This window comes from Mycobacterium sp. 852002-30065_SCH5024008 (assembly GCF_001665645.1).
Taxonomy (GTDB): domain Bacteria; phylum Actinomycetota; class Actinomycetes; order Mycobacteriales; family Mycobacteriaceae; genus Mycobacterium; species Mycobacterium paraffinicum.
This window is the reverse complement of record NZ_LZSZ01000072.1, coordinates 50,091-76,478: the sequence shown is the minus strand read 5'-3', so window position 1 is coordinate 76,478 and position 26,388 is coordinate 50,091. Positions and strand designations below refer to the sequence as shown.

Below are 26,388 nucleotides of genomic sequence, written 5' to 3'. Positions count from 1 at the left end.
CCGAATACTGGCCCGAGTTCGCGGCGAACGGCAAGGCGGAAATCACGGTCCGCGACGTCTTGCGGCACCGCTCCGGGTTGTCGCACCTGCGCGGCGTCACCAAGGCGCAGTTGATGGACCACGTCCTGATGGAGGAACGCCTCGCCGCCGCGCCGGTCGACCACTTGCGCGGCGTGCAGGCCTATCACGCCCTTACCTACGGATGGCTGTTATCCGGGCTGGCCAGGGCGGTGACGGGCAAGGGCATGCGGGACCTGATCCGCCAGGAGGTCGCGCGTCCCCTCAACACCGACGGCTTGCACCTCGGCCGCCCTCCGGAAGGCTCGCCGACCAAGCCCGCGGAAATCCTGATACCGCAGGGCAGGCTGCGCGCCCCGGTGTTCAACTTCATCGCACCCAAGATGGCCGGCCTGCCGTTCTCCGGCGCGCTGGGCGCGATGTACTTTCCCGGCGTCGTCTCTCTGATCAAGGGGGACACACCCTTCCTCGACGGGGAGGTCCCCGCTGCCAACGGTGTGGTGACCGGCCGTGGGCTGGCGAAGATGTATGCCGTGCTGGCCAACGACGGCCGCATCGACGGCAAGAAGTACCTGTCCGAGGAGCTGGCGCGCGGCCTGGCCGGGCAGGCGCGGCGCAAGTGGCCCGACGCGAACATGGTGGTGCCCATGCCATTTCACCTCGGCTACCACGAATCGCCGGTGCCCGGTTTGCTGCGCGGTTTCGGCCACGTCGGTCTCGGTGGCACGCTCGGCTGGGCCGACCCCGAAGCCGGCAGCTCGTTCGGCTTCGTCCACAACCGGTTGCTGACGCCCTTGCTGTTCGACATGGGATCCTTTGCGGGCCTGGCCCGTCCGTTGCGCAACGCCATCTTGGCGGCCCGCGACCAGGGCCCGCTGCGGGTACCGCAGCTCGGCGCCACCTACGCCAAGCCCGCGCGGCGCAAGGCGGCCCTATAGCCGGGCGGCGACCAAGGTTGCGGCCTGCGCCGTCATCCCGGACTGCACATACGAGGCGTGCGCGAAGACGTTGATGGTGGAGCCGTCGGAGCACGCCGGGTCACCGGCGGCGCACCTGTCGATGGTCTTCGCGGCGTACGGCGGACGGATCGGGGGAAACGCGGTGCCCGACAGATGATTCGCGAGTGCGCTCGTCGGATTGCCGAAGACGGCGATCGCCGCGACATGATCAGCGGCCTGGGGCGGCATGGCCGGCGTGGCCAAATCGATCACACCCGCACCCTGCGAAAATCCCCCGAGCACCTCGGGTGTTGGGGCAGCGTCCGATCATGTCCTGCACGTGAGCGACCAGGTCATCAGCACTGTTCTGGTCGCTCGCCGCAAAAGCCTCAGTCGCGGGGTAGTTCACCGGGTAGACACCCATCGATCGACCGGAAAGCTGAGAGCCGAGCGAGTCGACGAACGCCTGGCCGACGCTGCCGACACCCGCGGGTTGGCCGGTGCCGCGGGCAAACGCCACCTCGACGGCGGGACACGGATCGGCATGCGCGCCAGGGCTGTTGAGCGCCCGCCCGATGCCGCCGAGGTCACCGCGATCGCAACACCGACGACGATGCGCTTCGCAATCACCGCCCCATGCTGACGTAGGCGTTCCCACGCGGCAGCGTCAGCGGAAGATCGGTGTAGGTGACGATGCCCGGCGCGGCCGCGACGACGGCCGGGATCGCGTTGATCGCCGGCATCGCGGTCATGATGTGGCCGAGGTCCATGAACTCCTCGATCGTCGTCGCCTCGAAGTACGGCGGCGGCAGAAAGCCGACCTTGGTGGTCACCGTCGGCTGCCCGTCGATCTGGATGACCCAGCCGTCCTGTTCGATCTTCCAGTCGGGTTCGAGCGTCTGTCCCTTGCGCCACCGCACGTTCAGGTCGATCAGGGTGGTGTCACCGACTATGCCCTGCCAGCTGATGTAGACGCCCGCCACGCATCCCGCGGGGATGGTCCAGGACGCCATTTCGAGATCGGCCGTCGTCTGGGCGAACTCGGCCACGCACTTCACCTCGTCGAGCTCGACGCCGAGCGCGTCGCCCACCAGCCGGACGGCCTCGCCGAAGATGGCCGTTCCCTTCGCCGCCATCGCCGGCAGCTCGGGGTGGTCGATCGGCTGGCCGAAGCCCACCGGCTTCTCGGTCTCCGGTGAGTCGTAGAACGTGGTGTCGGCGGCCTCGTTCACCGTGACCTTGTCGATCCGATTGCACACCATCGCCGACACGATGGCCAGCAGCTCGGCGAAACCCGGACTCACCCCGGACCCGAAAATTGTGGCGCCGCTCTTCTCGCAGGCCTCCACTATCTTCTCGCGGCCGTTCCCGAGGTTTCCCCCGGTGATGAACGACGCCGTGGTCACCACGTTGACGCCCGCGGACAGGATGCGGACCAGCTCGTCGACGTCGATCCACATCGGGTTGTAGACCACGCAGTCCGGCTTCAGCGCGAGCAGCGCGTCGACGTCGTTGGTGGCCGGCACGCCCAGCGGGGGGATCCCGACAAGTTCGCCGGCGTCGCGGCCGACCTTCTCCGCCGACCAGGCGTAGCAGCCCACCAGTTCATAGGTGGGGTTGGCGACGATCGACTTCAGCGAGCTCTTGCCGACATTGCCGGTGTTCCACTGAACCACTCGATAGTTGTTTGGCACTCGCTCAGCATAGGGAATCGGGACCAGCGTTAGTAGGCGGATTCGGCCGCCAGAATTTCGGCGAGAAACGCGTCGCGGGCCGGCCGGTCCAGCCGCGCCCGCGCCCACCGCCGCACGCGTTCCCGGGTTTCGGGGGACTCCGTCGTCTCGACCCCGACGAGCACCGACGTCGCCGACCAATCGTGGTCCCACGCCGCCGATTCCGTGAGCGGACGTTGCTCGCCGTCGACCAGGGGGAGGGTCGCTCGGCCGTCGGCGTCCAAGGCTCCGGTGCCGGAAACGGCGCCGGAGCGCAATCGCACCTGCACGCCGGTGGGCGCGTCCGGGCCGATGACGGCCGCCCGCACCAGTGCCGCGACGGCCACCCCGGCCGCCTCGATCGTCCAGTCGACGGTGTTCTCGCCCGCGTCGAAGATGCCGGGCGGCACCCCGCTCCAGCTGACGGACGCGGTGCCGCGGGCGATCGGAGCCACGGCGCGCGAGCCGGCGCCAGCCCCGGCGGCCAGGGCGTAGTCGTCGCGGCGGCCGCTCGGCGCGCTCAAGGGCATGCTCGAATCGTCAAGGGCAGCAAAGAGTTCGGGCCAGCCGGGGCCGTCCACCCCCATTTCGTCGGCCAGGCCGGCGCCCGCCCGCACCAGATCGAGTGCGCGCGGATCACCGTCGGCTAGGTACGCGGCCAGGGCGTCGGCATGCGGCGCCAGCAATCCCGCCACGTCGGAATCCAGGGTGTCGTCGGCGAAGAAGCCCTGCGCGCCGGCGGTCAGCAACGCGACCTCGAGGTCCAGCAGCGCGCGGTCGAGCCCGGCGATGCCGTCGCGCCGGCTGGCGGGCCACCAGCGCCGCAGCCAATGGCCCACGGCCAGCCTGCGGAGCGTGGCGACCGAGCCCGGCAGGATGTCCACGCCGGCGAGGTCGATGCCGTGCGGGTCGTACGCCGATCCCACCGCCGAAGCCAGGGCGACGTGTCCGGATTCGCCGAGGATCCGCCAAAGCCAGTCGGCGCGGCCGAAATCGGTGAACGTGATGTGGGTTGCCGCAGCGTCCGGCTCGCCGGGCTGGTCCAAAGTCCACGACAGCACCGCGCCGCTGACCTCCAGCACCGCGGCCAGCGGCGTAGCCTCGCTGACGGGTCCGGTGCTCCACAGGCCGGAATCGGCAACCAATCTCATCCGGCCACCTGCAATTCCAGCATCGCCTTGATCCGCTGCCGGTGGTCCAGGCTCACCGAGCGCGCGACGCCTTCGAGCAGCGATCGCACGTCATCGACGTCGCCGCACGGGTCCTGCCACACGTCGCGCCCGTGCAGCCGCGCCCAGAGCCGGCTCAGGTAGGGCTGCGCGTAGGCGGCGAGGTCGTCGACCACCTGCCGTTGGCGTGGATGGATGGGGCCGCCCTCAGCGAGGTAACGCCTGGCGTGCAGCACGTAGGCCTCCTTGCGCAACCGCGCCTGAATCTGCGCCGCCAGGGCGTAGCGGCTGGCGACGGACGGGTCCAGCGGGGCCAGCTCCACCGCCACCTCGATCCCCGCGACGAGCGTGGCCTGCTTGTCCTCGGCCATCAGCCCCCAGGGCGCGCAGGCCCGGTCGACCTCCTCCTCGCAGAGCAGGGGGATATCGGGCAGCGCGTCGCGGTCCAGGGCGCGGCGCAGCGTCGCGCGCACCCGGTCCACCACGCTGCGGTCCAGCGGCCGGTCGCTGTCGGGGTCACCCGCGACTTGCGGGGGGCGTTGCGGGGCAACGGAACTCAGGCCGAGTTCGACGATCGACCACGGCAGTTCCGCCGCCTCGACGCGGGCCAGGGCCCCGAGGTTGTACGGGGTGGCGTCGGCGATCATTGCCGACCAGACGCGCTGCCGCGCCGTCGCGGTGCGGTGGCTGTTGGCCGGCCCCAGCACGGTGGTGAGCTCGGCCAGGAAGGGGGCGGTGACGGTGTTACCGGCCCGCACGTCGCGCCAGCTGCGGTCGAGCTGGTCGGCCAGCTTCGCGATGGTTTCGGCCTCGGCCACGTATTGGTGCAGCACCTCGATCGCGGTGCGGTCGCGGCCCTGGTGGACGTCGCCCAGCACCGCCGCGGCCGTCTCGCGATCCTGCGGTGCCGGTGGGCCTTTCGTCACCGCGAGCTCGAAACACACCGGGAAGTACAGTTCCTGGGCGTTTCCCGTGCGGATGCGCTGCCGGCGGCGCTCCATTTTGAGAACCTCGAACCAAGCTGCGGCCGAGCGTAATTCGGCGCCACTGCCGACGATCAGGTCACGCATCGCCGCGGCCGTCTCGGGGGTGACGACCGGAGCCGAATATTGCGGGTTCGACCGCAGCCGGAGCACCAGGGGGTCGATGATGCGTTTGACGGTGCGGCTCAACGGGCCGCCGTCGTCGCTGCTGAGCACCTCCACACCCGGGCCGATCGCCCGCCATGCCGCGTCGATCACCGACCGGCGTGGGTGGCCGACCGCGACGGCCAGCTGCGAATCCGCGCTCATCTGCACAGAATAGGGGCATCGCGCGAAACGCGGCAGCCGAAAACTTGGGTTCGGTAGCCGGCCGGTGGCTTCACCCTGGTGGCATGAACAAGCTGTTGGTGCTGGTTGACCGGCTCAGGTGCGCCCGGCGTCGCGGCGGCGGGGACCGCGCCGTCGGGGTCGGCACCGTGCGCACCGTCGAACGTCAGGTCTTCATCGAGGTGGTCGCCGTCTCCGGGGAGACCTTCATCGGCAAGCTGGCGCGCTGCGGCGACGATCTCGACGTGTCGATGTTGCGGCCCGGCCTTGTCGTTCTGGTGGCGTTCGATCCCGCTGCGCGCGAGGAACTTTCGCTGCCCGACGACGTGCTGGCAGTGCACGCGGCCTTCGTCGCGTCGCCGTGAGCGCTACCGTGCGCCGTCCACCGCGAAGCTGACTACCGCACTCCAATACAGCGGGTTCGCCGTGGCCTCGCCGTCGCGCCAGCGCCGCATCTGTTCGCGCTGCCAACGGTTCACCGCGCACCCGGCTTCTCCTTGCGCGCCATGCGCGTGATCCACGGCGGCCACGACGTCGGCCATCGGATCGGCGGTGGCCGTGGTGAACTGGCGGTACGCCGCGGTGGTGGGCAGCGACCACAGGGTGGCGGTCACCAATTGCGCGCCGCCCAGGATCATCGCCGCCACCAGCCCGGTGGCCTCGTCGAATTGGTAGTCCCCGCCCGATCCGCACGCGAGCAGGGCCACCCGCGGCGGCATCGGCAGTTGCAGGGCCATCAGGTCCGACGCGGTCAGCGGGCGGTGATCACCGATGGCGTCGGCGTCGCCGGGGACGTCGGCGGTATCGGCCAGGTGCAGCGCGGCCCGATCGGCTTGGCCGTCCGCCGAACTCGCATGGCCCACATAGAGCAGCCTGCTCGGCGTCTGAGCCAGCAGCTTGGCCAGCCACGTGCGATCGGAGTCTTGGCGGCGGAACAGTTCGACCGCGGCTGCCGGGGATTCAATGGCCGGCAGCACCGGCCGGTGTTCCAGCACGCCGGTGAAGTGCCGCGCCAACGGTGTGTCCGGCGCGGGCCTGCCCAGTACCGACCCCAGCGCGGAGTCCGGGCGCTGCCCCGGCACCCTGGGGTCGAGGACCAGCAGCGGCGGACCGTCCTTCCTGGTGTCCCATCCGGCCGGCGCGCGCGGTGAGTGCACGATGTTCGGCGGGACCGCCATCAGGACGTCGACCAGTTCCATCAGCCGGTAGCCGTCGGTGTGTTTCGCGATATCGGCGAGCTGCCAGGGGATGCGGGCCGCGGCCCGGCCGCTGGCGGTGATGGCCTCCTGGCGGGCGCGCACCAATTCTTCCTTGCTGGGGCCCGATTTCGGCACCGCCAGCAGCCCCCATGGGACCCGGGCAAGCCGGGCGCTGGGCGAGACGAACAGGGCGGCGCGCGGCGTGGCCATGCACTCGGCGAGCAGCTGCCAGCCGGCGGAGCCGATCAGCAGCACGCCGAGGATGTAGGCGAGCGTCAGCTCGCTCTCCGCCGTCGCGAACGGCCCGGTGGTCAGCGCGCGCTCGATGGCGTCCGTCGGGCTCTCGGAGCCGTGCGGCTCGGGCAGGGCGTTCGCCAGTTCTTCCAGCGCGGCCAGCAACAGTGGCTCTTCGATGACCCAGTTGACGGTGCGTGACGGCTGGCCGACGACCCGCAGGCTGGCGTAGGTGGCGATCCCGACGTCGGCGTACCGCAGGATCAGGGTGGCCCCGTCGGTGTCGCTCACGGCCAGGTCGACCAGGCGGGCTCGGTCGCGGTGACGTCACGGCCGTAGCGCTGGAATGCCAGCGCCCGATAGTGGCTCAGGATCGGCTCGGTGTCCGGCTGCATCCGCAACGGCGGCAACGGTCCGAGCCGGGTCAGCGATGCGCCGCCGGTGGCCGGCGAGCCGGCCGCGGCCAGCGCGGGGGCCGGCTCCGGGTCGGCGTCGAGGGGGACGGGGGCGGTGGCCGTGGACGCCCATTCGCCGGTTTGTGGCCGCTGCAAACCGGTGCCGAAAGTCCCTCGGGCGCTGTGGTATTCGACCAGCTGACTGATCAGTTCGGTGTTCTCCCATTCCCAGGCGACGGCGAAGGCGCCGGCCAGGACGGGGGCCGAAATGCTCGCGGCCCAGCGTGATCTCGCGTCCGCATCGGCGATGGAGTACCGCACCGAGTCGACCGCCAGGGCGGCGGGGATCTTGAGCTCCGCGGCCTGCTGCAGCTTGGTCATGCCGCGCCAGTATTCATCGGTGCCGATCTCGCCGTGGAGGATGCCGAGTCCCTCCGCCTGTCGGGCCTCGGTCTCCTGCAGCGTCTCGTCGGGATCGCCCGAGCTGTCGAAGCCGAGGTCCGCCAACGCGTCCGCGCGCCACACCGTGCCGAGATGATTGTCGAGCAGCGCGTACTGTAGCCAGCTGCTGCGCGGCGACGAGTCGAGCAATTCGCGGGCCTCGGCGATCAGCTCGACCGCTTCGGCGAAACGGCTCCAGAAGATCGCTATCCAGCTGCGCTGCAACAAGATACGGTGCAGATGAAGCGGCCTTCCCAATTCGCGCCAGTGCCGCTCTGCGTGCTCCCAGCATTCGTCGGCGGCTTCCAGGGCACCGGCCCCCAGCCGGGTGAGCCCCATATACAGCCAGCAGCGGGCGACGTCGTGGGCCCGGGCGTGGCGGGCGATGACGGGATAGGCCTCCGACACCAGTTGCTCGGTGCCGGCGTGGTCGTTGGCCGCCCAGCACGCCGCTGCCCGCTCCAATCGTGCTTGCGCCGTGGCCAGTTCCCAGCCGTTGGCCTGTGCCCGGGCTTCCGCGCGTCGCAGCCAGGGGTCTGCTTCCGGCAGCCGGCCCGTTTGGACGCAGAACCTGCCGTACCCGATGCCTGCGACGACCCGGAGGTGGTCGGCGGCATCGCCGCTCCCACCGTAGTCTGCCATGGCACCAATAACGTTCTCCCACAACGGGACCGACCGGGCATGCAGGTCGTCGTCGCACAATGCGGTCGCGCACCACACCAGCGCATGAATGCGCAGGTGGGTGTGTTCGTCGGCCAGGGCGGGAACGTCCGCGTCGTCATTTAGCACCGCCAGCGCCGCCGCCGCGCCCTCATGATCGCCGATCGCCGCGGCCAGGCCGGTTTGCAGAAACTGGGCCCGGCGCGAGTACCGGCGGATCATGCGTGTGGTCCCGGCATCGGCGGGCATGCTCGCGTAGATCGCCACGCAGTCTTCAATGCGCCGGATGCATTCGCGCACGCCGTCATTCGCGCCGCGCTGAAGGTAGATTTCGCCGAGCTGCGCGAGGACTTCCAGCATCAGATCGTCCCGGTCTTCCCGCTCGATGCGCGGTATCAAGGACAGCAGCAGATCGCGCGCCCCCGCTTCGTCGGCCGCGTACGCCAGGCGGCGAGCGTTGTCCAACTCGTCGGGGATCGACACGGCTGCATCATAAGTCCGCCGGCGCTGCCCGGGCAGGGAAAGCGGCGAGCGGCGGACGCTGATCCAGCCACGCCCGCCGCCCGGTCCGCAACCGATCAGCCGCAGGTCACCTTGATGCTGAAGTCCTTGCTGATCATGCCGGCCATCGGGTTCTTCAGGTCGGCGCCCTGCGCCTGGCCCGTGATGGTGTAGGTCTTGCCGTCCACCGCCACGTCGGCAGAGCCGACCTTCGCGCCCATGTTGTTGCTGACCGACAGGGCGTTGCCGTCGACGACCATTGCCAGCGACTCGACCTTAGGGGTGGCCTCGTCGGTCATGACGACGGCCAGCGCCTGCCGTCCGCCGCTGGAGCCACTGCCGATGTCGATCTTGCCGCCGGTCCGGACGCAGGTCACCGAGGCCGGGTCCAGGCCCGCCAGGTCGGTGCCGCCAACCTTGACCTGCGCCCCGCCGCCGTTGGCGACGCTGGGTGCCGTGCTCGATGCCGGGCCGGCCGTGTGGCCGCCGCTGGAGCACCCCACCAGCACCGATGCGGCGCCCAGTGTCCCAATCGCAGCCGCGAGAAGACGTTTCACTTGCGGTTCCCTTCCTTCATGCGCCGCCCCGATGGCGTCGCCATGGCGTAAGTAGAGACCGGCCGCTTCGCTACCGATCCCAAGTTTCGCGGCGTCGAGCCGGTAGGCTGCGTCGGGGTGGGCGCAGGCGAAGGGAGCACGCGATGCTGAGCGTGAAGTGGCTGGAAAAGCCTGAGGCCCATGACTTTCCGGCGGCGGCGGACTACCTCACCATGCTGGCGGACTCGGCGACCGTCAAGAAGGCGATCAAGAAACTGAAGGCCGGCACCGTCACGCACCGCAAGGCCAAAGACATTCTGCGGGCGGCGCGGCTGGGCCTGTTGCCGGTCGACAATCCCCACGTCGCCGCCGACCTGACCAAGATCGAGAAGGGCCAACCGCTGTCGCCCATCCTGCTGGTGCGCGGTGACTTCCCGACCGGTGCCCCGTTACAGATCGCCGACGGCTACCACCGCGTGTGCGCGAGTTATCACACCGACGAGAACACCGACATTCCGGTCGTCATCGCGGCCGTGAGCCGCTGATCGAGGATGTGACCATGATCGACATCAAGACGGTGGGAACCGTGCAGGTGCTGACCCTGTCGTCGGGTCCGGTCAACGCCCAGGACGTCGAGCTGCTCGACGAGCTGACCCTGGCGGTGCGCGATCTGGAGCGCTCGGAGGCCGGTGCGCTGGTCGTCACCGGCGGCGGCCGGGCGTTCAGCGCCGGGGTCGACCTCAACCGCGTGGTGGAGGGCGGCGCCGACTACACCGATCGGCTGGTCCCCGCTTTGTCCGCGGCGTTCGAGGCGATGTTCGCCTACCCGGGCCCGACGGTCGCCGCCATCAACGGCGCCGCGATCGCGGGCGGATGCGTGCTCGCGTGCGCCTGCGACCGCCGCCTCATCGGCCCCGAGGCGCAGATCGGGGCGGCGGAGGTGCGTGTCGGCGTGCCCTTTCCGGTCGCCGCGCTGGAGGTCATGCGCTATGCCTGCGGCGATCGCGCCGAGGAGGTGCTGTTGGGTGGGCGCACCTATCGCGGTGCCGAGGCCGTTGCCCGCGGGCTGGCCCATCGCGTGGTCGAAGACGATCTCCTCGATGCGGCCGTGGCGGACGCGTCGGATCTCGGCGGCATCCCGGCCGACGCATATCGGCAGACCAAGACGCAGCTGCGGGCCCCGACGATGGCGCGGATCCGCGACGGCCGGGGTGTCGACGACGAGGTCCGCCAGATGTGGGGAGCGGACGGGACCCTGCAACGGATCGCCGCATACGTAGAGCGCCTGCGGCGGCGCGACTGACTATTCCTCGTCGAGGTCTTCTTCGACCGCGACGCCGCCCCTGGTGCGCCGGCGCCGCATCCGGTGCGACCCCTTGCCCGTCGGGCGGCGGTTGCGCAGCTTGGGCTCGGTCGCTTCGGTCTCCTCGACCCCCTGGGCGGGCTCTTCCGCCGCCTCGGGAGCCGTGGCTACCTCGGCCGGCTCTTCGGAAGACTCGGCCTTGACGGCCTCGGTTTCCTCCGACTCGTCGGCCTCGGCCTCTTCGTCTTCGGCCTCGTCGGCCTCCGCCTCGTCGGCGGGTTCGCCGTCTTCCTCGCCGGCCTTGCGGCGCAACCGACGCTTCTTGGGTTTCTTCGCCTTGATCGGTTTCGGCGGTGGCGGCGCCAACTCGGCGACGAACGACAGGTAGAACGCGAAGAACCCGAGCAATCCGATCGCGGCCGCCGCGCCATAGATCGCGAACAGATACCGTCCGGCGGCGTCCAGGCTCAGCCAGATCTCGCTGATCGCGGTGCCGATGATGAGCACGCCGGCCAGCACATGGGCCGCGATCGAGGCGACCCTGAGGGTCAGGGCCAGCTGCGGCGTCCCCAGCTCCGGCTTGCGCACCCGCAACAGGTTGAACACCACGGGCAGCGCGGCCAGGGCGAACAGCGCCCCCGTCGCGATCCGAAGCGCCGTCCCCAACGAATGCGTGGTGTCACCCATCAGCTCCGGCCAACGGGGCAACACGAAAAAGAAGTAGAGGACGCCGGCAGCGATCGAGAACGACGCGTGCCACGGAATGGCGACCTTGCGCCCCATAAGCCTCCTCATGCTGACTGGCTCAGGCCAGCCTAAAGGCGGCCGACCCGATTCCAGACCAATTCGTGCTGCCCGCATGGCGGACCTATTGCGGAGGATGCGGGATTTGAACCCGCGAGGGCTGTTAACCCAACCCGCGTTCCAGGCGAGCGCCATAGGCCACTAGGCGAATCCTCCGTGGCCATGGTAACCGAGGCCGCCGTGGCCCTGGAGGCGCACGTCGACTAGTTCGCGCCAGGTATTAGACTCGCCGTGGACCCCGCGCGGCGTCTATCCTGTGAACTCCCCCAGGGCCGGAAGGCAGCAAGGGTCAATGGGCTCTGTCGGGTGCGCGGGGTCCCCTATGCAGGGGACCGTTTTGGCCCCACCGATCTTCCAGCGTTCAAGGCGAAAGGGCCCATGGTGTCTTTCGATTCCCTCAGCCCTGAAGAGTTAGCGGCTCTGCACGCGCGCAACCAGCAGGACTACGCGGATCTGCAGGCCAAGAAGTTGGCCCTCGACCTGACCCGCGGCAAACCGGCGCCCGAGCAGCTCGATCTGTCGAACCGGTTGCTGAGTCTGCCCGGTGACGACTATCGCGACAGCGAGGGCACCGACACCCGCAACTACGGTGGCCTGCACGGCCTGCCCGAGCTGCGGGCCATCTTCGGAGAGCTGCTCGGCATCGGAGTGCCCCACCTGATCGCGGGCAACAACTCCAGTCTGGAGCTGATGCACGACCTGGTCGCCTTCTCGATGTTGTACGGCGGCGTCGACTCGCAGCGCCCCTGGAAGGACGAGGCGAGCGTCAAATTCCTGTGCCCCGTTCCCGGCTATGACCGGCACTTCGCCATCACCGAGACGATGGGTATCGAGATGATTCCCGTCCCGATGATGGCCGACGGTCCCGACGTCGACCTAATCGAGGAGTTGGTCGCCGTCGACCCCGCCATCAAGGGCATGTGGACGGTGCCGGTATTCGGCAACCCCACCGGAATCACCTACTCCTGGGAAACGGTCCGCCGGCTGGTCCAGATGCGGACGGCGGCGCCGGACTTCCGGCTGTTCTGGGACAACGCGTACGCCGTGCATACGTTGACGCATGACTTCCCGCACCAGATCGACGTGCTGGGGCTGTCCGCCGCTGCCGGCAACCCGAACCGGCCCTACGTCTTAGCGTCCACCTCGAAGATCACCTTCGCCGGTGCCGGTGTGAGCTTCCTGGGCGGATCGCTGGGCAACATCGCGTGGTACCTGCAGTACGCGGGGAAGAAGTCGATCGGCCCGGACAAGGTCAACCAGCTGCGGCACCTGCGCTTCTTCCGCGATGCCGACGGGGTACGCCTGCACATGCTGAGTCACCAGCAGATCCTGGCGCCGAAATTCGCGTTGGCGCTGGACATTTTGGACAAGCGGCTGAGCGACTCCAAGATCGCCTCGTGGACCGAACCCCAGGGGGGTTACTTCATCAGCCTCGACGTGTTGCCCGGTACGGCGCGCCGGACCGTGGCGCTGGCCAAGGACGCGGGCATCGCCGTGACCGAGGCGGGCGCGTCGTTCCCTTACCGAAAAGATCCGGACGACAAGAACATCCGGATCGCGCCCACGTTCCCGTCGCTGCCGGACCTGCGCGACGCGGTCGACGGGCTGGCCACGTGCGCGCTGCTGGCGGCCACGGAGTCGTTGCTCGTCTCCGCCGCGTCCAGTGTGAGCTGACGGCGACGACACGCCCGCCGGGCTCCAGTCAGCTCGCGCCGGTAGCCTGCTGACCGTGGCCCTCTACCGCAAGTACCGACCGGCAACCTTCGCCGAGGTGGTGGGGCAGGAGCACGTCACCGAACCGCTGTCGATCGCCCTGGAAGCGGGCCGGATCAACCACGCCTATCTGTTCTCCGGGCCGCGCGGCTGCGGAAAAACCTCGTCGGCGCGCATCCTGGCGCGGTCGTTGAACTGCGTCCAGGGGCCGACGGCCAATCCGTGCGGGGTGTGCGACTCGTGCACGGCGCTGGCTCCGAACGCCCCCGGCAGCATCGACGTGGTGGAGCTGGACGCCGCCAGCCACGGCGGCGTGGACGACACCCGCGAGCTGCGGGACCGCGCGTTCTACGCGCCGGCGCAGTCCCGCTATCGGGTGTTCATCATCGACGAGGCGCACATGGTGACCACCGCGGGATTCAACGCGCTGCTCAAGATCGTGGAGGAGCCGCCCGAGCACCTGATCTTCATCTTCGCCACCACCGAACCGGAGAAGGTGCTGCCGACGATCCGGTCGCGCACCCACCACTATCCGTTCCGGCTGCTGCCCCCGAAGACCATGCGGGCGTTGATCGGGCGGATCTGTGAGCAGGAGGGCGTCGCCGTCGACGACGCGGTGTTCCCGCTGGTGATCCGCGCCGGCGGCGGCTCACCTCGCGACACGCTGTCGGTGCTCGACCAGCTGCTGGCGGGCGCCGAGGACGACCACGTCACCTATCCGCGGGCGCTCGGGCTGTTGGGCGCCACCGACGTCGCGCTGATCGACGACGCGGTGGACGCCCTCGCCGCGTCGGACGCCGAGGCGCTGTTCGGCGCGGTGGAGTCGGTGATCGATGCGGGCCACGACCCGCGGCGCTTCGCCACCGACCTGCTGGAGCGGTTCCGCGACCTCATCGTGCTGCAGGCGGTTCCCGACGCGGTCAGCCGCGGCGTGGTGGACGCCCCGGAGGACGTGCTCGACCGGATGCGCGACCAGGCCGCCCGCCTCGGGTCGGCCACCCTGACCCGCTACGCCGAGGTCGTGCAGGCGGGGCTGGGCGAGATGCGCGGCGCGACGGCCCCGCGCCTGTTGCTCGAGGTGGTTTGTGCGCGGCTGCTGCTGCCCTCGGCCAGCGACACGGAGTCGGCGCTGCTGCAGCGCGTCGAGCGGATCGAGACGCGGCTGGACATGTCGATTCCCGCCTCCGAGACGGCGGCCGCGCACCCGCCGGCGGCGACGGCGCCGGCCCGGCCACGCAAGCAGCCGCCCCCGCCCAAGGCGCCCGCCCCGCCCAGGTCCGCTCCGCCCGTTCCCAAGCCGGAGGCGGTCCCCGAACCGGTCCCGTCGCCCCCCGTGCCCGAACCGGCCGCAGCGCCGATCGCGGAACCGGCCACGCCCGGTGAACTCAACGCGGCCGCCGTGCGGACCATGTGGCCGACGGTGCGCGACAAGGTGCGCCAGCGCAGCCGCACCACCGAGGTGATGCTGGCGGGCGCCACCGTCCGCGCGATCGAGGAGAACACGCTGGTGCTGACGCATTCGTCGGCGCCGCTGGCCAAGCGGCTGTGCGAACAGCGCAACGCCGACGTCATCGCCGAAGCGCTCAAAGATGCGCTGGGCGTCAACTGGCGGGTGCGTTGCGAGGTGGGCGCGGCAGCGCCGGTCGAGTCGGCCGCGCCGACCCCGAGGGCCGCAGAGCCCCCGCCCGATGTGGCGCAGCGCGACGAAGAGGAACACATGCTCGCCGAAGCCGGCCGCACGGAGTCCTCCGCGCCGCGCCGCGACCCCGAGGAGGTCGCGCTCGAGCTGTTACAGAACGAGCTGGGCGCCCGCCGGATCGATAACGCCTGAGCTCGACTGCCGGGATAGCCGCGGGTCGGCGCCTGAGGGCTAGGGCGTCCACCAGGGCCGGAGCGGCAGGTGGTCGCCGCCCCGCGCGTCGGCGTTGGCCGCCAGCACGTGGTGCAGCTGCAGGTTGTTCTGCTCGAAGGCGACCCGTGAGGCCGCCATGTACAGGCCCCACACCTTGGCGGTGGCCAAGCCGACCTCGTCGACCGCTTCGTCCCAGTGCTCGACCAGGTTGTGGCACCAGTCGCGCAGCGTCATCGCGTAGTGATGCCGGAAGTTCTCCTCGTGCAGCACCTCGAAGCCGACGTCCTGGACCTCGGTGATGATCCGTCCCGAGCCGGTCAGCTCCCCGTCCGGGAAGACATACCGGTCGGTGAAGCCGCCCGCGAAGGAGGTCGACTTGTTGTCGTGGCGGGTGATGCAGTGGTTGAGCAGCAGCCCGCCGGTGCGCAGCTTCGACTTCAGGAACGCGAAGTAGGCCGGGTAGTTCTTGACGCCGATGTGCTCGGTCAACCCGATCGAGGACACCGCGTCGAACCCGCCCTCGCGGATGTCGCGGTAGTCCGAATGCCGGACTTCGGCCAAGTCCTCGAGACCGTCATCCTGGATCGCCCGTTGCGCCCACTTCGCCTGCTCGCCCGACAGGGTGGCGCCGATCACCCGGACGCCGCGCCGCGCGGCGAAGCGCACCATGCCGCCCCAACCGCAGCCGACGTCGAGCAACCGATCACCTTGCTGCAGCCGCAACTTCTCGAAGACCAGCCGGTACTTGTTCTCCTGGGCTTCTTCCAGCGTCGCGTCGGCGCCGGGGTAGACCGCGCACGTGTACGTCATCGACGGGCCGAGCACCCATTCGTAGAAGGTGTTGGAGACGTCGTAGTGGTGGTGGATGGCCTCGGCGTCGCGGGTCTTGGTGTGCATCAGCCCGTCGGCGATCCGCCGCCACCGGGGCGGCGTTTCCTGCGGCGGCGGGGGGACCGGGACCAGCCGCTCCAGCCCCATCGAGCGCACCACGTTGGCGAGCACCCGCGCCGGCGGCCGCTTGAATTGGACGCGGTCGGTCAACGTCTTGAGCAGCTGGTAGGGGTCGCCGGGGTGCACGCCGTACAGGTCCAGGTCGCCCGCCACGTATGCGCGGGCCAGACCTAGTTCACCGGGAGCGGTGGCCAGGTAGGTGGCGCCGCGCGGGGTCCGAAGATCCAGGCCCAGTTCCGCGTCCTTGCTGCCGGCGGTGCTGCCGTCGTAGGCGGTGAACTTCAGCTGGTGGCGCCCGGTGGCGGCGAAGATCTCCAGGATCTCCGCCATGCTGAGTTTTCCGGCCGTGGCGCGGTGGGGTTCCTTGGTCTCGCTAATAGAAGTCATCGCCGTTGCACCGCCTTTGCGTAGAGGTCGAGTAGCCGGGAATCGGGATCGTAGGCTTTCTTGACCGTGTTGTAGGCCTCGCCGCCGTACAACTCGTCGAATTCCTCGCGGGCGTAATAGGAGTCGGAATACAGCGACTTGTGCCCGTCGAGCTCGCTCACCTTCGCTTCGATCGTCCGGTTGGCGGCGCCTTCCGTGGCGCCCGCCGGCACCGAAGACCAGAAGCCGATGTTGACGTAGGTGTGGTCCGGCCGCATCGGATACAGCGGCCAGCCCCCGTGATCGCGCAGCCGTAGCGGACACAGCCAGATCGGGGTGATGGGCACGTTCTGCAGGAACCACTCCAGGAACTCGCAGGTCCGTTCGACCGGCACCTCGACATCCTGGACCACCCGCTCACGCGGGGGACGGCCATGGCGTTTCTCGATCCGGTCGGCGACGCCGAAGCGCTGGTCCATGGCGACGAGCTTCGAGTAGACGCTGCTGCGCCGGTAGCGGCGCGGCCACCAGCGCCGCAGCCGGGGGTTCTGCACACCGAACGCGCGCGAGCACCAGAACCAGTCGGTTTCCCAGCGCCAGAAGTAGTCGTGCATCGTCAGCCGGTCGTCTTTGGTGGCTTCCACCCCGGGGGAGTCGTGCCGGATCGACTGGTAGTAGATGCTGTTCCCGGTGTAGTCGCTGACCGGTCCCGGGTTGGTGGTTCGCCGGCCCACGCACAGGTAGCTCTCGTCGGCGCTGAACACCACACCGTCGAGATAGTCGACCGGCGTGCCGCCCTGCCCGCCGGTATCGATGATGCGTTCCATCGCCGCGATCAGCGCAGGCAGCGAGCGGAACCGGACGTGCCGCAACGCGACAAACGGCGCGATTGGCTCCAGCTCGATCCGCAGCCGCGTTGAATACCCCAGCGTCCCATAGGAATTAGGGAAGGCGCGGAACAGGTCGGGATGCTGGGTGCGCGATGCGGTGAGCAACTCGCCGGCGCCGGTGAGGATGTCCATCTCCAGCACCGATTCATGCGGCAGACCATTGCGAAACGATGCCGACTCGATGCCCAAGCCGCTGACCGCACCGCCGAGCGTGATCGTCTTCAATTGCGGGACGACCAGTGGCGAAAGGCCGTAAGGCAGCGTCGCGGCCACCAGATCCTCATAGGTGCACATGCCGGCCACATCGGCGGTGCGGGCTTCGGGATCGACGCTCAGCACTCCGGTCAGACCCGACGTGTCCAGGCCGGGAGCGTCGCGTTTAGTGCGGGCGCGGAACAGGTTTGAGGTCGGCTTGGCGAGCCTGACGACGGACGTTGCGGGGATGGATCGATAACTCGCCATCAACCGGTCAACGCCCGACTTGTGCGCCGAGAGTGCAGATCCAGGGACAGGCACCACATATACCCTAGTCTTCGACCACAGCCCGTGCACCCACGCGCGGGCCGCATAGCTTCAGGAGTTGTTTTGGGACAGGTGAGTGCTGCCAGCACAATTTTGGTCAACGCCGAGCCGGCCGCCACCCTCGCGGCCGTCGCGGACTATCAGCAGGTGCGCCCGAAGATTCTGTCCCCCCAGTACAGCGATTACCAGGTGATACAGGGCGGCCAGGGCGCGGGCACCGTCGCCAGATGGAAGCTGCAGGCCACCAAATCTCGCGTCCGCGACGTGCAGGTCAACGTCGACGTCGCCGGCCATTCCGTCATCGAGAAGGACGCCAACTCGTCGATGATCATCAACTGGACGGTGGCCCCCGCCGGACCCGGGTCCAGCGTCACCGTGAAGACCACCTGGACCGGTGCGGGCGGCGTCAAGGGCTTCTTCGAGAAGACCTTTGCACCGTTGGGGTTGAAGAGGATTCAGGGCGAGGTATTGGCCAACCTGAAGCGGGAACTGGAAAGCTAGCCCGAGCCCGAACCGCGGCTGGCAACCGCCACCGTCGGGCCCAAGCGTTGGTTCGGGAATTCGACGGTGATCGCCGGGTCGGCGAAATGGGCGAGCGCCCTCAGCGCCGACGGGCTGTAGGTGCGTAGCTGGCTGATGAAACCGTCGTGTGCCAGCGGGCTCACCCGGGTGAACGGCCACGTCGCCGCCAACACCATCGAGTGGACCGCTGCCGCGGGCCGGCGGAGGTCGATGATCAACAACTTTTTCGCGACCCGGGTCCCTTCGGCGAACACCCGGGCGGCCCGCTCGGGCGGCAGGTGATGTAACGACATCGCGAAGACCGCGAGGTCGTACTGCCCGTCCGCGGCGTCGATCGCGGTCGCGTCCATCTCCCGCACCGTGGCTCGTGGGTGAGTGCCGAGGTCCCCGGCGGCGACGGCGGCAACGAACGTGGGGTCGATGTCGGTGACCGTCACGTGTGCGGTGGGGTGCATCTCGAGCAGCTTGCTCGACAGCCCGCCCAGGCCGCCCCCCAGCTCGAGGATCTTCGGAGAGGGCACATCGGCCAGCTCAGCAAGCACGATCCTGGCCAACTTCTCATGAGCGCCCAAGAACCGTCGCCGTCCGGCGCGGTCGAGCGCGTGGACGACCTTTTGCTTCAGATCGTCGACATCGTCGCGGTCGAGGTATTCCAGTCGGTCGGTCTGCAACCGACGGTCCAGCCAGGAGGCGTTCGGCCCGCCCCGGGGCATGTTCGCGATGTCGTGGGTGCTGATGTCCACGTAGATCATCATGGACCATGGCCGCACCGATCGACCGAGTTTTGCGTGCAATCCATGGCCACGGAAGTGCTCGATCTGGGTCGTCGTGCCGGGGCCCGCGCTACCATGAATTGCCGGTTTCCCGAAGGGAAGACAATGCGCGGAAATTCCTCTGCGATCCACCGGGCGTTCCGGACAGTTTCCCAGTCCTACGGCCTGATGCGACAAAAAGACGCCGCGGCTTACTACACGATGATCGGCGACGACGTCATCGATTTCATGAATGAGGGTTACGTCAATAACTCCAAGCCGCTGTGGCTCAACCTCGGTTACTGGAAAGTCGCTCGCACCTATCCGGACGCTTGCGTCGCGATGGTCGAACTCTTGGGGACGCGGGCCGGGTTGAAACCAGGCGACAGAGTCCTCGACGTCGGCGTCGGTTTCGGGGAGCAGGATTTTGTTCTTCTCGAGCGCTTCAAGGTTTCTCACATCACGGGCATCGACATCACACCGGTCCACGTCGACATGGGCCGAGACCGCGTCGCCAAGCGCGGGCTGGAGAAACAAATCGACATTCGGTGCGGCTCCGCGACTGCAATGGAGTTTCCCGACGTGTCGTTCGAAAAAGTCTTGGCCCTGGAATGCGCATTCCACTTCGACACGCGCGACCAATTCATCCGCGAAGCGTTTCGGGTCCTCAAGCCCGGAGGAACCATTGCGCTCACCGATATGCTTCCCAAACCTGGCAAGAAATCCGGCCTGACGACCGCGTTCGGCCGAAAGTACGGCCACATTCCGAAAGCCAATTACTACGACCGGGAGGAATACTCGGGCCGGCTGGCTGCCGCGGGATTCGAGGATATCCGGGTGGAATCGATCCGGGACGACGTGTACCCGGGCATGGCCAAGTACACCCGGCAGCGCATTCAGGCAAAGAAGAAGATGAATGAAGTGGTCGTGGAAGTGACGGAAGACGATCGCGCGCAATGCCGTGGCGTCTCGCTGTGGGAACGATCGACCGGCTTCTCCGACTATGTGATCGCGTCGGCGCGGAAGCCCCTGGAAGTCAAGGGAAGTCGCTGACGACGGGGACGCGCTAGAGGAGTCCGAGCAGTCGCAGGTCGGTGGCGTACTGGCTGATGATCGGCGCCGTTACGTGCGGAATGTCATGGTCGGGGCCGATTTTCGCTTCCCGGACCGCCGCGCGGAACCGGTCGGTCGGCGCGTAGGACCCGCGGCTCGGCTCCGGGGGCTGCAACTGCTCGGCCGCGTGTAACACGAACTGCAACACGTCCTGGACCGAGTGCCGGCGCTGCCGATCCGGCAGGGCACGCAGGGCGGCCTCGAACCGCTGCAACCACTCCCCGAAGTCGCCGATCCGCTGGATGGGATGGCCCGCCTCGATCAGCCAGTCGACGTACTCATCGAGCGCGATGCCGTCGTCGTGCGGGTTCATCACGTGGTAGGTCTGAAATCCGTCGACCGCCCGGGCGCCCAGCGTGGCGATCGCCTCGGCGACGAAACCGACCGGCAGCCCGTCGAAGTGTGCGCGTTGCCGATTGCCGTCGGCATCGAGCTGGAAGAACGACGCGGGCGCGATGCCGGTGGCCAGGATGCTCAACGCCGTCCGGGTGAAGACGTCCGGCAGATTGAGCTGGCCCGCATACGCGGTGTCGGCCAGGATGACGTCGCAACGAAATACCGAGACCGGCAGGCCGCACAGGTCGTGGGCCTCGCGCAGCAGCACCTCGCCGGCCCACTTGCTGTTGGGGTATCCGTTGCCGTAGCTGGGGTCGATTCCGCGGGTGGGGCTGATGACCCGGATGTCGGCGTCCTCGGTGAACAGCGACCGCTCGATCTGATAGCCCACGGCGCTCGTCGACACGTAGGCGTAGGGCTTGATCTTGGTGGTGAGTGCGATCCGGATCAGCTCGGCGGTGCCCATGACGTTCGGCCCGAAGAATTCGCGGTAGGGCAACACGGTGTTGACCAGCGCGGCGGGATCGACGATCAAATCGACGGTGTCGGCCAGCCGCTGCCAGGTCTGCCGGTCCAGGCCGAGGTTGGCTTCGCCCTTGTCGCCGGCGATGACCTCGAGATGATCGGCGGCCAGTTCCTGGTAGTGGCGCAACAGCTTCGGGTCGCCGCTGTCGAAGGTCTTGTCCAGCCGGCGTCGCGCATCGTCGGCGGATTTCGCGCGCACCAGGCAGATCAGGGTGCCGTCGACGAGTTGCATTCGCTCGAGCCATTGCAGAGCCAGGTAGCGGCCGAGGAAACCGGTGGCCCCGGTGAGCAGGACGGTCCGCGGCTCGGTTGTGGCCCGGGGCAGGCTCGGGGCCGCCGACAGCGTCGGGGCGTCGATGAACTTGTCCAGCCTCAGATCGCCGGCGCGCACCTCGGTGCTGTCACTTCCGTGCACGGCAGCAAAGAGCAGGTCGCTGGCCGGACTGTCATGTCGATCCAACCGCTCGCTCAGGCTTCTGACGGACGGGGCGTCGAAAACCGTGCGCACCGCCACGTCGGTGTCCAGGGCTTTGTTGATCGAGTCGATCAGGCGCATCGCCGACAGCGAATCGCCGCCCAGGTCGAAGAACGACTCATCGACCCCGACCCGCTCGAGCCCCAGGACCTGGGCGTAGACGCCGGCCACGATCTTCTCCGTCGGGGTGCGCGGCGCCTGGAAGGGTGTGGCGGCAAACACCGGCGCGGGCAGCGCCTTTCGGTCGATCTTGCCCGAGGAGGTCAACGGGAATCGCTCGAGCACGACGATCTGAGACGGCACCATGTAGTCGGGCAACCGTGCGCTCAGACGCTGACGCACCGCACCGACCTTGGTGTTGGTGCGGGGTTCGTTGGCATGGGGGGTACTCCGGCGGGCCCGGGTGTCTGGCAGGTAGAGATCGGTCACCGGTGGGGCGTGCCGGCGGTGCGGTTCGGGGCCGATGAAGACGGCGTCGAGGGTGCCGGGTTGGGCGCCCCAGGTCACCGCGACGTGATATCCGGCGGCTTCGCCGGCGCGGTGCAACTGTTCGGGAGTGGCGGTATCGGGGGTCGCCGTGGCTCGGGCGAGCGCGTCGGCCAGCGGTAGCCCGGCCGCGAGGGCCTGTTCGACGTGGACGTCGGCGATCACTCCCGTATGGGGGATGTCGGCGACGCGGATCGTGGCGGGACGTTGCGTCATCAACTGGGTGCGCAACCCGTCCAGCCCCGCGCATTGGGCCCACGTCCAGGTGGGCACCGTCGCGAGCGAGCGTGCCGGCGTCGGTGTTTTATGGATGACAACGTCGTAGCGGTACCGGTTCACTTCGTTGTCGGCGAGCCCGCGTTTGACTTCGATGTCGAGCCCGGCCACTGATGGGCGGTCGGCGGCCCAGGTAAGGAAAAACTCCGGGGCTAAGAGCAATTCGGATTCGCTGAGCATGGCGCGCTGAACCCACTGGCGGATCTCGGTGGTGTCCGTGCTGTCGGTGCGGGCCAGCGCGACCGCGGTTTGGAAGGCGGCTTGCAGGGTGTGGTTGCGGACGTCGCCGAGGAAGAGGGCCCCGCCGGGGGCCAGTAGATCCATGGCGTTGTCGATGACCTCGGCCAGGTATTGCCGATTGGGGAAGTACTGGATGACCGAGTTGAGAACGACGGTGTCGAAGTAGCCGGGCGGCAGCCCCTCGACCACATGGGCGGGTTGGGTCAGCAGCTGGACCCGGTCGCGCCAAGGGATCTGCAACCTCTCCAGCGAGCGGGCCAGGTATTCGATGGCCGCCGGCGAGATGTCGGTGGCGACGTAGTGCTCACAGTGCGGGGCGATCTGCGACAGCACCAACCCTGAGCCCGCGCCGATCTCCAACACTCTTCGCGGCCGCAGGGCGACGATCCGATCCACCGCTGCCGAGCGCCACTCCACCATCTCCTCGAGCGGAATCGGATCCCCGGTGTAGCTGCTGTTCCAACTCCGAAAATCCATGCCGAACGCCGACTCCCCGACCTGGGTGCCGTACAGCTCGTCCCAGACGTGCTGCCACCCTTCGACGGTTTCGGCGTCATGGTCGGTTCCGGCGCTGCGCTCGAGGGTGAGGTAGGCGACGAGGTGCGCTCCGGTCTTGGTGTGGTGCACGGTTGCGGCCGCCTGGGTGACCTGCGGGCACGACAGCAGGGTGTTTTCGATTTCGCCCAGTTCGATGCGCTGTCCGCGCAATTTGATCTGGGTATCGGCGCGGCCCAGGTAGTCCAGGGTTCCGTCCCGCGTCCAGCGCACCAGATCACCGGTGCGGTACATCCGCGCGCCGGCAGCGCCATAGGGATTCGCGACGAACCGTTCCGCGGTCAGGTCGACCCGGCCCAGATAGCCGTGCGCGAGCACCGGCCCGCTCACATACAACTCGCCGACCACTCCCCTGGGCACCGGGTTCAGCCGGGCGTCGAGAACCACCGCGCACGCTCCGGGCAGCGGGGCGCCGATGCCCACCGGCTGCCCCGCCGACAGCGGCGCAGTGCAGGTGACCCAGATCGTGGTCTCGGTGGGGCCGTAGGTGTTGAACATCCGCCGGCCCGGCGCCCAGGAGGCCGCCAACTCGGCCGGCAGGGCCTCCCCGATGGTGATCAGCGTGTCCACGCCCTGCAGCCGGTTCGGATCCAGCGACGACAACACCGTCGGGGTGAATACCGCCGCATTGACCTGCTGGCGTTGCAGCAACGTGGTCAACGCCTCCCCCGCGTAGGCGTCCCTGCCCGCCACCACCAGCGCCGCCCGCGACCTCACCGCCGCCAACAACTCGCCGACCGAAACATCGAAGGTCGGCGAGGCCACCATCAGCAGCCGCGAATCCGCTCCTAACCCGACGCCCTCGCCGAGTGCCGCCGCCAGCAGACCGGCGTGGCTGACGGCGACCCCTTTGGGGGCACCGGTGGACCCCGACGTGAACATCACGTACGCGGTGTTGCCCACCCCCAACGGCGTCAGCCGCTCGGCGTCGGTGATCGTGTCCGCGCAGCGCCCGCTCAGGTCCAGCCCGTCGACGCGCAGCACCGGGCGCGCCCCGGCCCCGGGCACGGTGTCGGCGCCACACGTCAACACCCACCCCGCGTAGACCGTGTCCAGCATCGTGGCGACCCGTTCGACCGGATAGGCCCGATCCACCGGCACATAAGCCCCGCCGGCCTTGACCACCGCCCACCAGGCCACCACCAACTCCAGACACCGATCCATCACCACGCCCACGGCATGCTCGGGACCCACCCCGGCCTCGATCAGCATCCGCGCCAACCGCGTCGACCATTCATCCAGCTCTCGATACGACACCTCCCGGGCGCCGTCCACCACCGCCACCGCGTCGGGGCGGGCAGCCACCGCCGCGGCCAACAACTCCGGCGCCACCTCCACGGGCGTTCCCACGCCGGCGCCAGACCACTGCGACAGCATCGAGTCCCGCTCGCGGCGATCGAGCAGCGGGACGTCCCCCACCACCACCGACGCATCCGCCACCACCGCCTCGATCAGGCGTCCAAGCCAGGCGACCAACCGCTCGGCGGTGGCCCGGTCGAACAGATCGGTGGCATACGTCACCACACCGGTGGCCATCGGCGCCGCCGGATCGTCGGTCGGCACTTCGCTGAACTCGAATTCCAGGTCGAATTTGGCGGTGCCCGTCGCCGCCGTCAGCGGCTCGACACTGAGCTCGTCGAACGACAACACCTCGGGGCGCACATTGTTCTGGAAGGCCATGAACACCTGAAACAGTGGATGGTGTGCCGTGGATCGCGCGGGATTCAGCTGCTCGACCAGCCGCTCGAACGGGACATCCTGATTGCCGTAGGCATCCAGCGCCTTGTGGCGCACCTGCTGGAGCACATCGCTGAACCGGTGCGCAGAAGTGATCCCCACCCGCAACACCCAGGTGTTGACGAAGAACCCGACCAGATCGTCGAGCGCCTGATCCAACCGTCCGGCGATCGGCGTGCCCATCACCACGTCCTCACCGACGCCGACTCGGTGCAACAGCACCGCCACCACCGCTTGGAGCACCATCGATGCCGTCGTATTATGCTCTGCCGCAACGCCTTTGACGCCCGCCCAGATTTGCGGGTCGATGGCCACGTCGATCGCATCACCGCGGAAACTGGGCTCCGGCGAACGGGACCGATCCGTCGGCAGCGACGCCACTACCGGCAGATCGGCCAGTTCTTGCCGCCAGTACCGCAACTGGCCCGCGATGACGCTATCCGGATCGGACTCAGCGCCCAACAACTCCGATTGCCAAAGCGTGTAATCCGCATACTGCACCGGCAACGGTGCCCACCGCGGCGCCTCCGCCCGCGCCCGCGCCCGGTACGCCTCGGCGATGTCCCTGACCATCGGCGCGAACGACCATCCGTCAAAAGCGATGTGGTGCAACACGATTGTCACCACATGCCGCTCGGGCCCGACGGAATAGATCTGCGCACGGACCGGGATCTCCGCGGACAAATCGAACCGATAACCCGCCAGCGCGATCACGTGGGCGGCGACATCCTGCTCCGGCAAAAACGTGACAGCCGGGTCCCCGCCTCGCCACATGCCCGCCTTGGCCGGCATCACCTGCTGAAACGGCACACCGTCGATGTCGGGAAATATGGTGCGCAGCGATTCGTGGCGGGCGACGACATCGTCGAGGGCCGATTCCAACGCCGCGACGTTCAGGGGCCCGCTCATCCGAAAAGCGATCGGCATGTTGTAGGTCGCAACCCCGCCCTCGAAGCGGTTGAGGAACCACAGCCGGCTTTGGGCGAACGACAGCGGGACCACTGCGGGCCGCGGACCGGCCACCAACGGCTTACGCCGACCCGCATCTCGGCGCGAGTCGTCGGCTCCGACCCGGTCCGCACCCAGCAGTCCGAGCAGTTGCAGGTCGGTGGCGTACTTGATGATGATCGGCGCCGTCACGTGCGGAATGTCCGCGATGTCCTTGTCGGGGCCGATCTTTGCGTTTTGGACCGCGGCGCGGAACCGGTCGGTCGGCGCGTAGGACCCGCGGCTCGGCTCGGGGGGATGCAGCTGAGTAGCGTTGCGCAACAGCAACATCTGCAGCACCGAGTGCCGGCGCTGTCGATCCGGCAGGGTACGCAGGGCGGCCTCGAATCGCTGCAACCACTCCCCGAAGTCGTCGATCCGCTGGATGGGATGGCCCGCCTCGATCAGCCAGTCGACGTACTCGTCGGGCCCGATGCCGTCGTCGTGCGGGTTCATCACGTGGTAGGTCTGGAAGCCACTCGATGAATCCCGGCCGGCCTGGGCGCCCAGCGTGGCGATCGCCTCGGCGATAAAGCCGACGGGCAGCCCGTCGAAGTGTGCGCGTTGCCGATTGCCGTCGGGGTCGAGCTGGAAGAACGAGGCGGGCGCGACGCCGGTGGCCAGGATGCTCAGCATCATGCGGGTCACGGTGTCCGGCAGGTTGAGCTGCCCCGCGTAGGTGGTGTCGGCCAGGATCATGCCGGAGCGGAAGACCGAGACCGGCACCCCGCACAGGTCGTGCGCTTCCCGCAGCAGCACCTCGCCGGCCCACTTGCTGTTGCCGTAGCCGTTGGCCAGACTCCCGTCCACGGTGCGGATCGGGCTGATGACCCGGATGTCGGCGTCCTCGGTGAACAGCGACCGCTCGAT

At 68.6% G+C, this 26,388-nt stretch carries 21 protein-coding genes, 1 tRNA gene and 1 other RNA gene (1 of these 23 cut by a window edge); 9 read left to right on the top strand and 14 right to left on the bottom strand.

Annotated features, from left to right (window positions below; all coding sequences use genetic code 11):
- Positions 1–956, top strand: a 956-nt coding sequence (locus A5781_RS09055; protein ID WP_067203899.1) for a serine hydrolase domain-containing protein, incomplete at its 5' end; no start/stop codon positions are given.
- Here A5781_RS09055 and A5781_RS26545 read toward each other — a convergent pair.
- The 5 genes from A5781_RS26545 to A5781_RS09035 all read right to left on the bottom strand — a co-directional run bounded on the left by A5781_RS26545 (position 951) and on the right by A5781_RS09035 (position 5,129).
- Positions 951–1,229, bottom strand: coding sequence for a cutinase family protein (locus A5781_RS26545; RefSeq protein WP_369817701.1), 279 nt, complete (start codon positions 1,227–1,229; stop codon positions 951–953). The genes A5781_RS09055 and A5781_RS26545 overlap by 6 nt on opposite strands.
- Positions 1,186–1,476 (bottom strand): cutinase family protein, encoded by a 291-nt coding sequence (locus A5781_RS26540; protein ID WP_369817700.1) that lies wholly within the window; start codon positions 1,474–1,476, stop codon positions 1,186–1,188. The genes A5781_RS26545 and A5781_RS26540 overlap by 44 nt, the downstream gene beginning before the upstream one ends.
- Before the next feature lie 106 nt (positions 1,477–1,582).
- Complete coding sequence (locus tag A5781_RS09045; RefSeq protein ID WP_067203898.1) at positions 1,583–2,650, bottom strand: dihydrodipicolinate reductase; 1,068 nt, start codon at positions 2,648–2,650, stop codon at positions 1,583–1,585.
- Positions 2,651–2,679: 29 nt separating this feature from the next.
- A complete protein-coding gene (locus A5781_RS09040) occupies positions 2,680–3,819 on the bottom strand; it encodes a hypothetical protein (protein WP_067203897.1) in 1,140 nt (379 codons plus the stop codon).
- Positions 3,816–5,129, bottom strand: coding sequence for a hypothetical protein (locus A5781_RS09035; RefSeq protein WP_067203906.1), 1,314 nt, complete (start codon positions 5,127–5,129; stop codon positions 3,816–3,818). The genes A5781_RS09040 and A5781_RS09035 overlap by 4 nt, the downstream gene beginning before the upstream one ends.
- A gap of 44 nt (positions 5,130–5,173) precedes the next feature.
- Here A5781_RS09035 and A5781_RS09030 point away from each other — a divergent pair, with 44 nt between their 5' ends.
- Complete coding sequence (locus A5781_RS09030; RefSeq protein WP_067203896.1) at positions 5,174–5,512, top strand: hypothetical protein; 339 nt, start codon at positions 5,174–5,176, stop codon at positions 5,510–5,512.
- A gap of 3 nt (positions 5,513–5,515) precedes the next feature.
- Here the strand turns inward: A5781_RS09030 and A5781_RS09025 are convergent, their stop codons facing one another.
- From A5781_RS09025 to A5781_RS09015, 3 genes are all read right to left on the bottom strand, one after another.
- On the bottom strand, positions 5,516–6,871 hold the full coding sequence (locus tag A5781_RS09025) for a CHAT domain-containing protein (RefSeq protein ID WP_067203895.1): 1,356 nt from the start codon (positions 6,869–6,871) through the stop codon (positions 5,516–5,518).
- Complete coding sequence (locus tag A5781_RS09020; protein ID WP_067203894.1) at positions 6,868–8,559, bottom strand: hypothetical protein; 1,692 nt, start codon at positions 8,557–8,559, stop codon at positions 6,868–6,870. Before A5781_RS09020 ends, A5781_RS09025 begins: the two co-directional genes overlap by 4 nt.
- A 95-nt stretch (positions 8,560–8,654) precedes the next feature.
- Complete coding sequence (locus A5781_RS09015; protein WP_067203893.1) at positions 8,655–9,134, bottom strand: lipoprotein LpqH; 480 nt, start codon at positions 9,132–9,134, stop codon at positions 8,655–8,657.
- A 143-nt stretch (positions 9,135–9,277) separates the two neighbouring features.
- Between A5781_RS09015 and A5781_RS09010 the strand changes: the two genes are divergently transcribed.
- Entirely contained in the window at positions 9,278–9,658 is a 381-nt protein-coding gene (locus A5781_RS09010; RefSeq protein WP_067203892.1) for a hypothetical protein, read from the top strand.
- 14 nt (positions 9,659–9,672) lie between these two features.
- On the top strand, positions 9,673–10,416 hold the full coding sequence (locus A5781_RS09005) for an enoyl-CoA hydratase/isomerase family protein (RefSeq protein WP_082939287.1): 744 nt from the start codon (positions 9,673–9,675) through the stop codon (positions 10,414–10,416).
- Here A5781_RS09005 and A5781_RS09000 read toward each other — a convergent pair whose 3' ends face one another.
- A complete protein-coding gene (locus A5781_RS09000) occupies positions 10,417–11,199 on the bottom strand; it encodes a hypothetical protein (RefSeq protein WP_067203890.1) in 783 nt (260 codons plus the stop codon).
- Positions 11,200–11,290: 91 nt separating this feature from the next.
- A tRNA-Ser gene (locus A5781_RS08995) sits at positions 11,291–11,376 on the bottom strand.
- 74 nt (positions 11,377–11,450) lie between these two features.
- On the opposite strand from A5781_RS08995, the gene ffs reads away from it, so the two are divergent.
- From ffs to A5781_RS08980, 3 genes are all read left to right on the top strand, one after another.
- An RNA gene (gene ffs, locus A5781_RS08990) (signal recognition particle sRNA small type) lies at positions 11,451–11,545 on the top strand.
- A 56-nt stretch (positions 11,546–11,601) separates the two neighbouring features.
- The gene (locus A5781_RS08985) at positions 11,602–12,894 is read left to right on the top strand and encodes an aminotransferase class I/II-fold pyridoxal phosphate-dependent enzyme (protein WP_156624511.1); all 1,293 of its coding nucleotides are present in this window, start codon (positions 11,602–11,604) and stop codon (positions 12,892–12,894) included.
- Between the two features lie 55 nt (positions 12,895–12,949).
- Positions 12,950–14,764 carry a DNA polymerase III subunits gamma/tau gene (locus A5781_RS08980; protein WP_067203888.1) on the top strand — a complete coding sequence of 605 codons (1,815 nt, stop codon included), beginning with the start codon at positions 12,950–12,952 and terminating at the stop codon, positions 14,762–14,764.
- Positions 14,765–14,803: 39 nt separating this feature from the next.
- Here the strand turns inward: A5781_RS08980 and A5781_RS08975 are convergent, their stop codons facing one another.
- Complete coding sequence (locus A5781_RS08975) at positions 14,804–16,114, bottom strand: class I SAM-dependent methyltransferase (protein WP_369817702.1); 1,311 nt, start codon at positions 16,112–16,114, stop codon at positions 14,804–14,806.
- A gap of 5 nt (positions 16,115–16,119) precedes the next feature.
- On the bottom strand, positions 16,120–17,511 hold the full coding sequence (locus A5781_RS08970; RefSeq protein ID WP_067203887.1) for an FAD-binding oxidoreductase: 1,392 nt from the start codon (positions 17,509–17,511) through the stop codon (positions 16,120–16,122).
- Positions 17,512–17,577: 66 nt separating this feature from the next.
- Between A5781_RS08970 and A5781_RS08965 the strand changes: the two genes are divergently transcribed.
- A complete protein-coding gene (locus A5781_RS08965) occupies positions 17,578–18,015 on the top strand; it encodes an SRPBCC family protein (protein WP_067203886.1) in 438 nt (145 codons plus the stop codon).
- On the opposite strand, the gene A5781_RS08960 is transcribed toward A5781_RS08965, so the two are convergent.
- Positions 18,012–18,788: a methyltransferase domain-containing protein gene (locus A5781_RS08960; RefSeq protein WP_067203904.1), complete on the bottom strand. Its 777-nt coding sequence runs from the start codon at positions 18,786–18,788 to the stop codon at positions 18,012–18,014. The genes A5781_RS08965 and A5781_RS08960 overlap by 4 nt on opposite strands.
- Positions 18,789–18,833: 45 nt before the next feature.
- Here A5781_RS08960 and A5781_RS08955 point away from each other — a divergent pair, with 45 nt between their 5' ends.
- Entirely contained in the window at positions 18,834–19,841 is a 1,008-nt protein-coding gene (locus tag A5781_RS08955; protein WP_082939286.1) for a class I SAM-dependent methyltransferase, read from the top strand.
- A gap of 13 nt (positions 19,842–19,854) precedes the next feature.
- Here the strand turns inward: A5781_RS08955 and A5781_RS25840 are convergent, their stop codons facing one another.
- Positions 19,855–26,388 carry the 3' end of a non-ribosomal peptide synthetase gene (locus A5781_RS25840; protein ID WP_067203884.1) on the bottom strand. 10,077 nt of this gene lie beyond the right edge of the window, so only the last 6,534 of its 16,611 coding nucleotides appear in the window; its start codon lies off the right edge, out of view; its stop codon occupies positions 19,855–19,857.

Bases quoted from the DNA above. Each gene is read 5' to 3' on its own strand.
- A5781_RS08960 (WP_067203904.1), bottom strand. From the start codon at position 18,788: ATGATCTACGTGGACATCAGCACCCACGACATCGCGAACATGCCCCGG.
- A5781_RS09010 (WP_067203892.1), top strand. From the start codon at position 9,278: ATGCTGAGCGTGAAGTGGCTGGAAAAGCCTGAGGCCCATGACTTTCCG.
- A5781_RS09035 (WP_067203906.1), bottom strand. From the start codon at position 5,129: ATGAGCGCGGATTCGCAGCTGGCCGTCGCGGTCGGCCACCCACGCCGG.
- A5781_RS09000 (WP_067203890.1), bottom strand. From the start codon at position 11,199: ATGGGGCGCAAGGTCGCCATTCCGTGGCACGCGTCGTTCTCGATCGCT.
- A5781_RS09005 (WP_082939287.1), top strand. From the start codon at position 9,673: ATGATCGACATCAAGACGGTGGGAACCGTGCAGGTGCTGACCCTGTCG.
- A5781_RS09040 (WP_067203897.1), bottom strand. From the start codon at position 3,819: ATGAGATTGGTTGCCGATTCCGGCCTGTGGAGCACCGGACCCGTCAGC.
- A5781_RS08955 (WP_082939286.1), top strand. From the start codon at position 18,834: ATGGCCACGGAAGTGCTCGATCTGGGTCGTCGTGCCGGGGCCCGCGCT.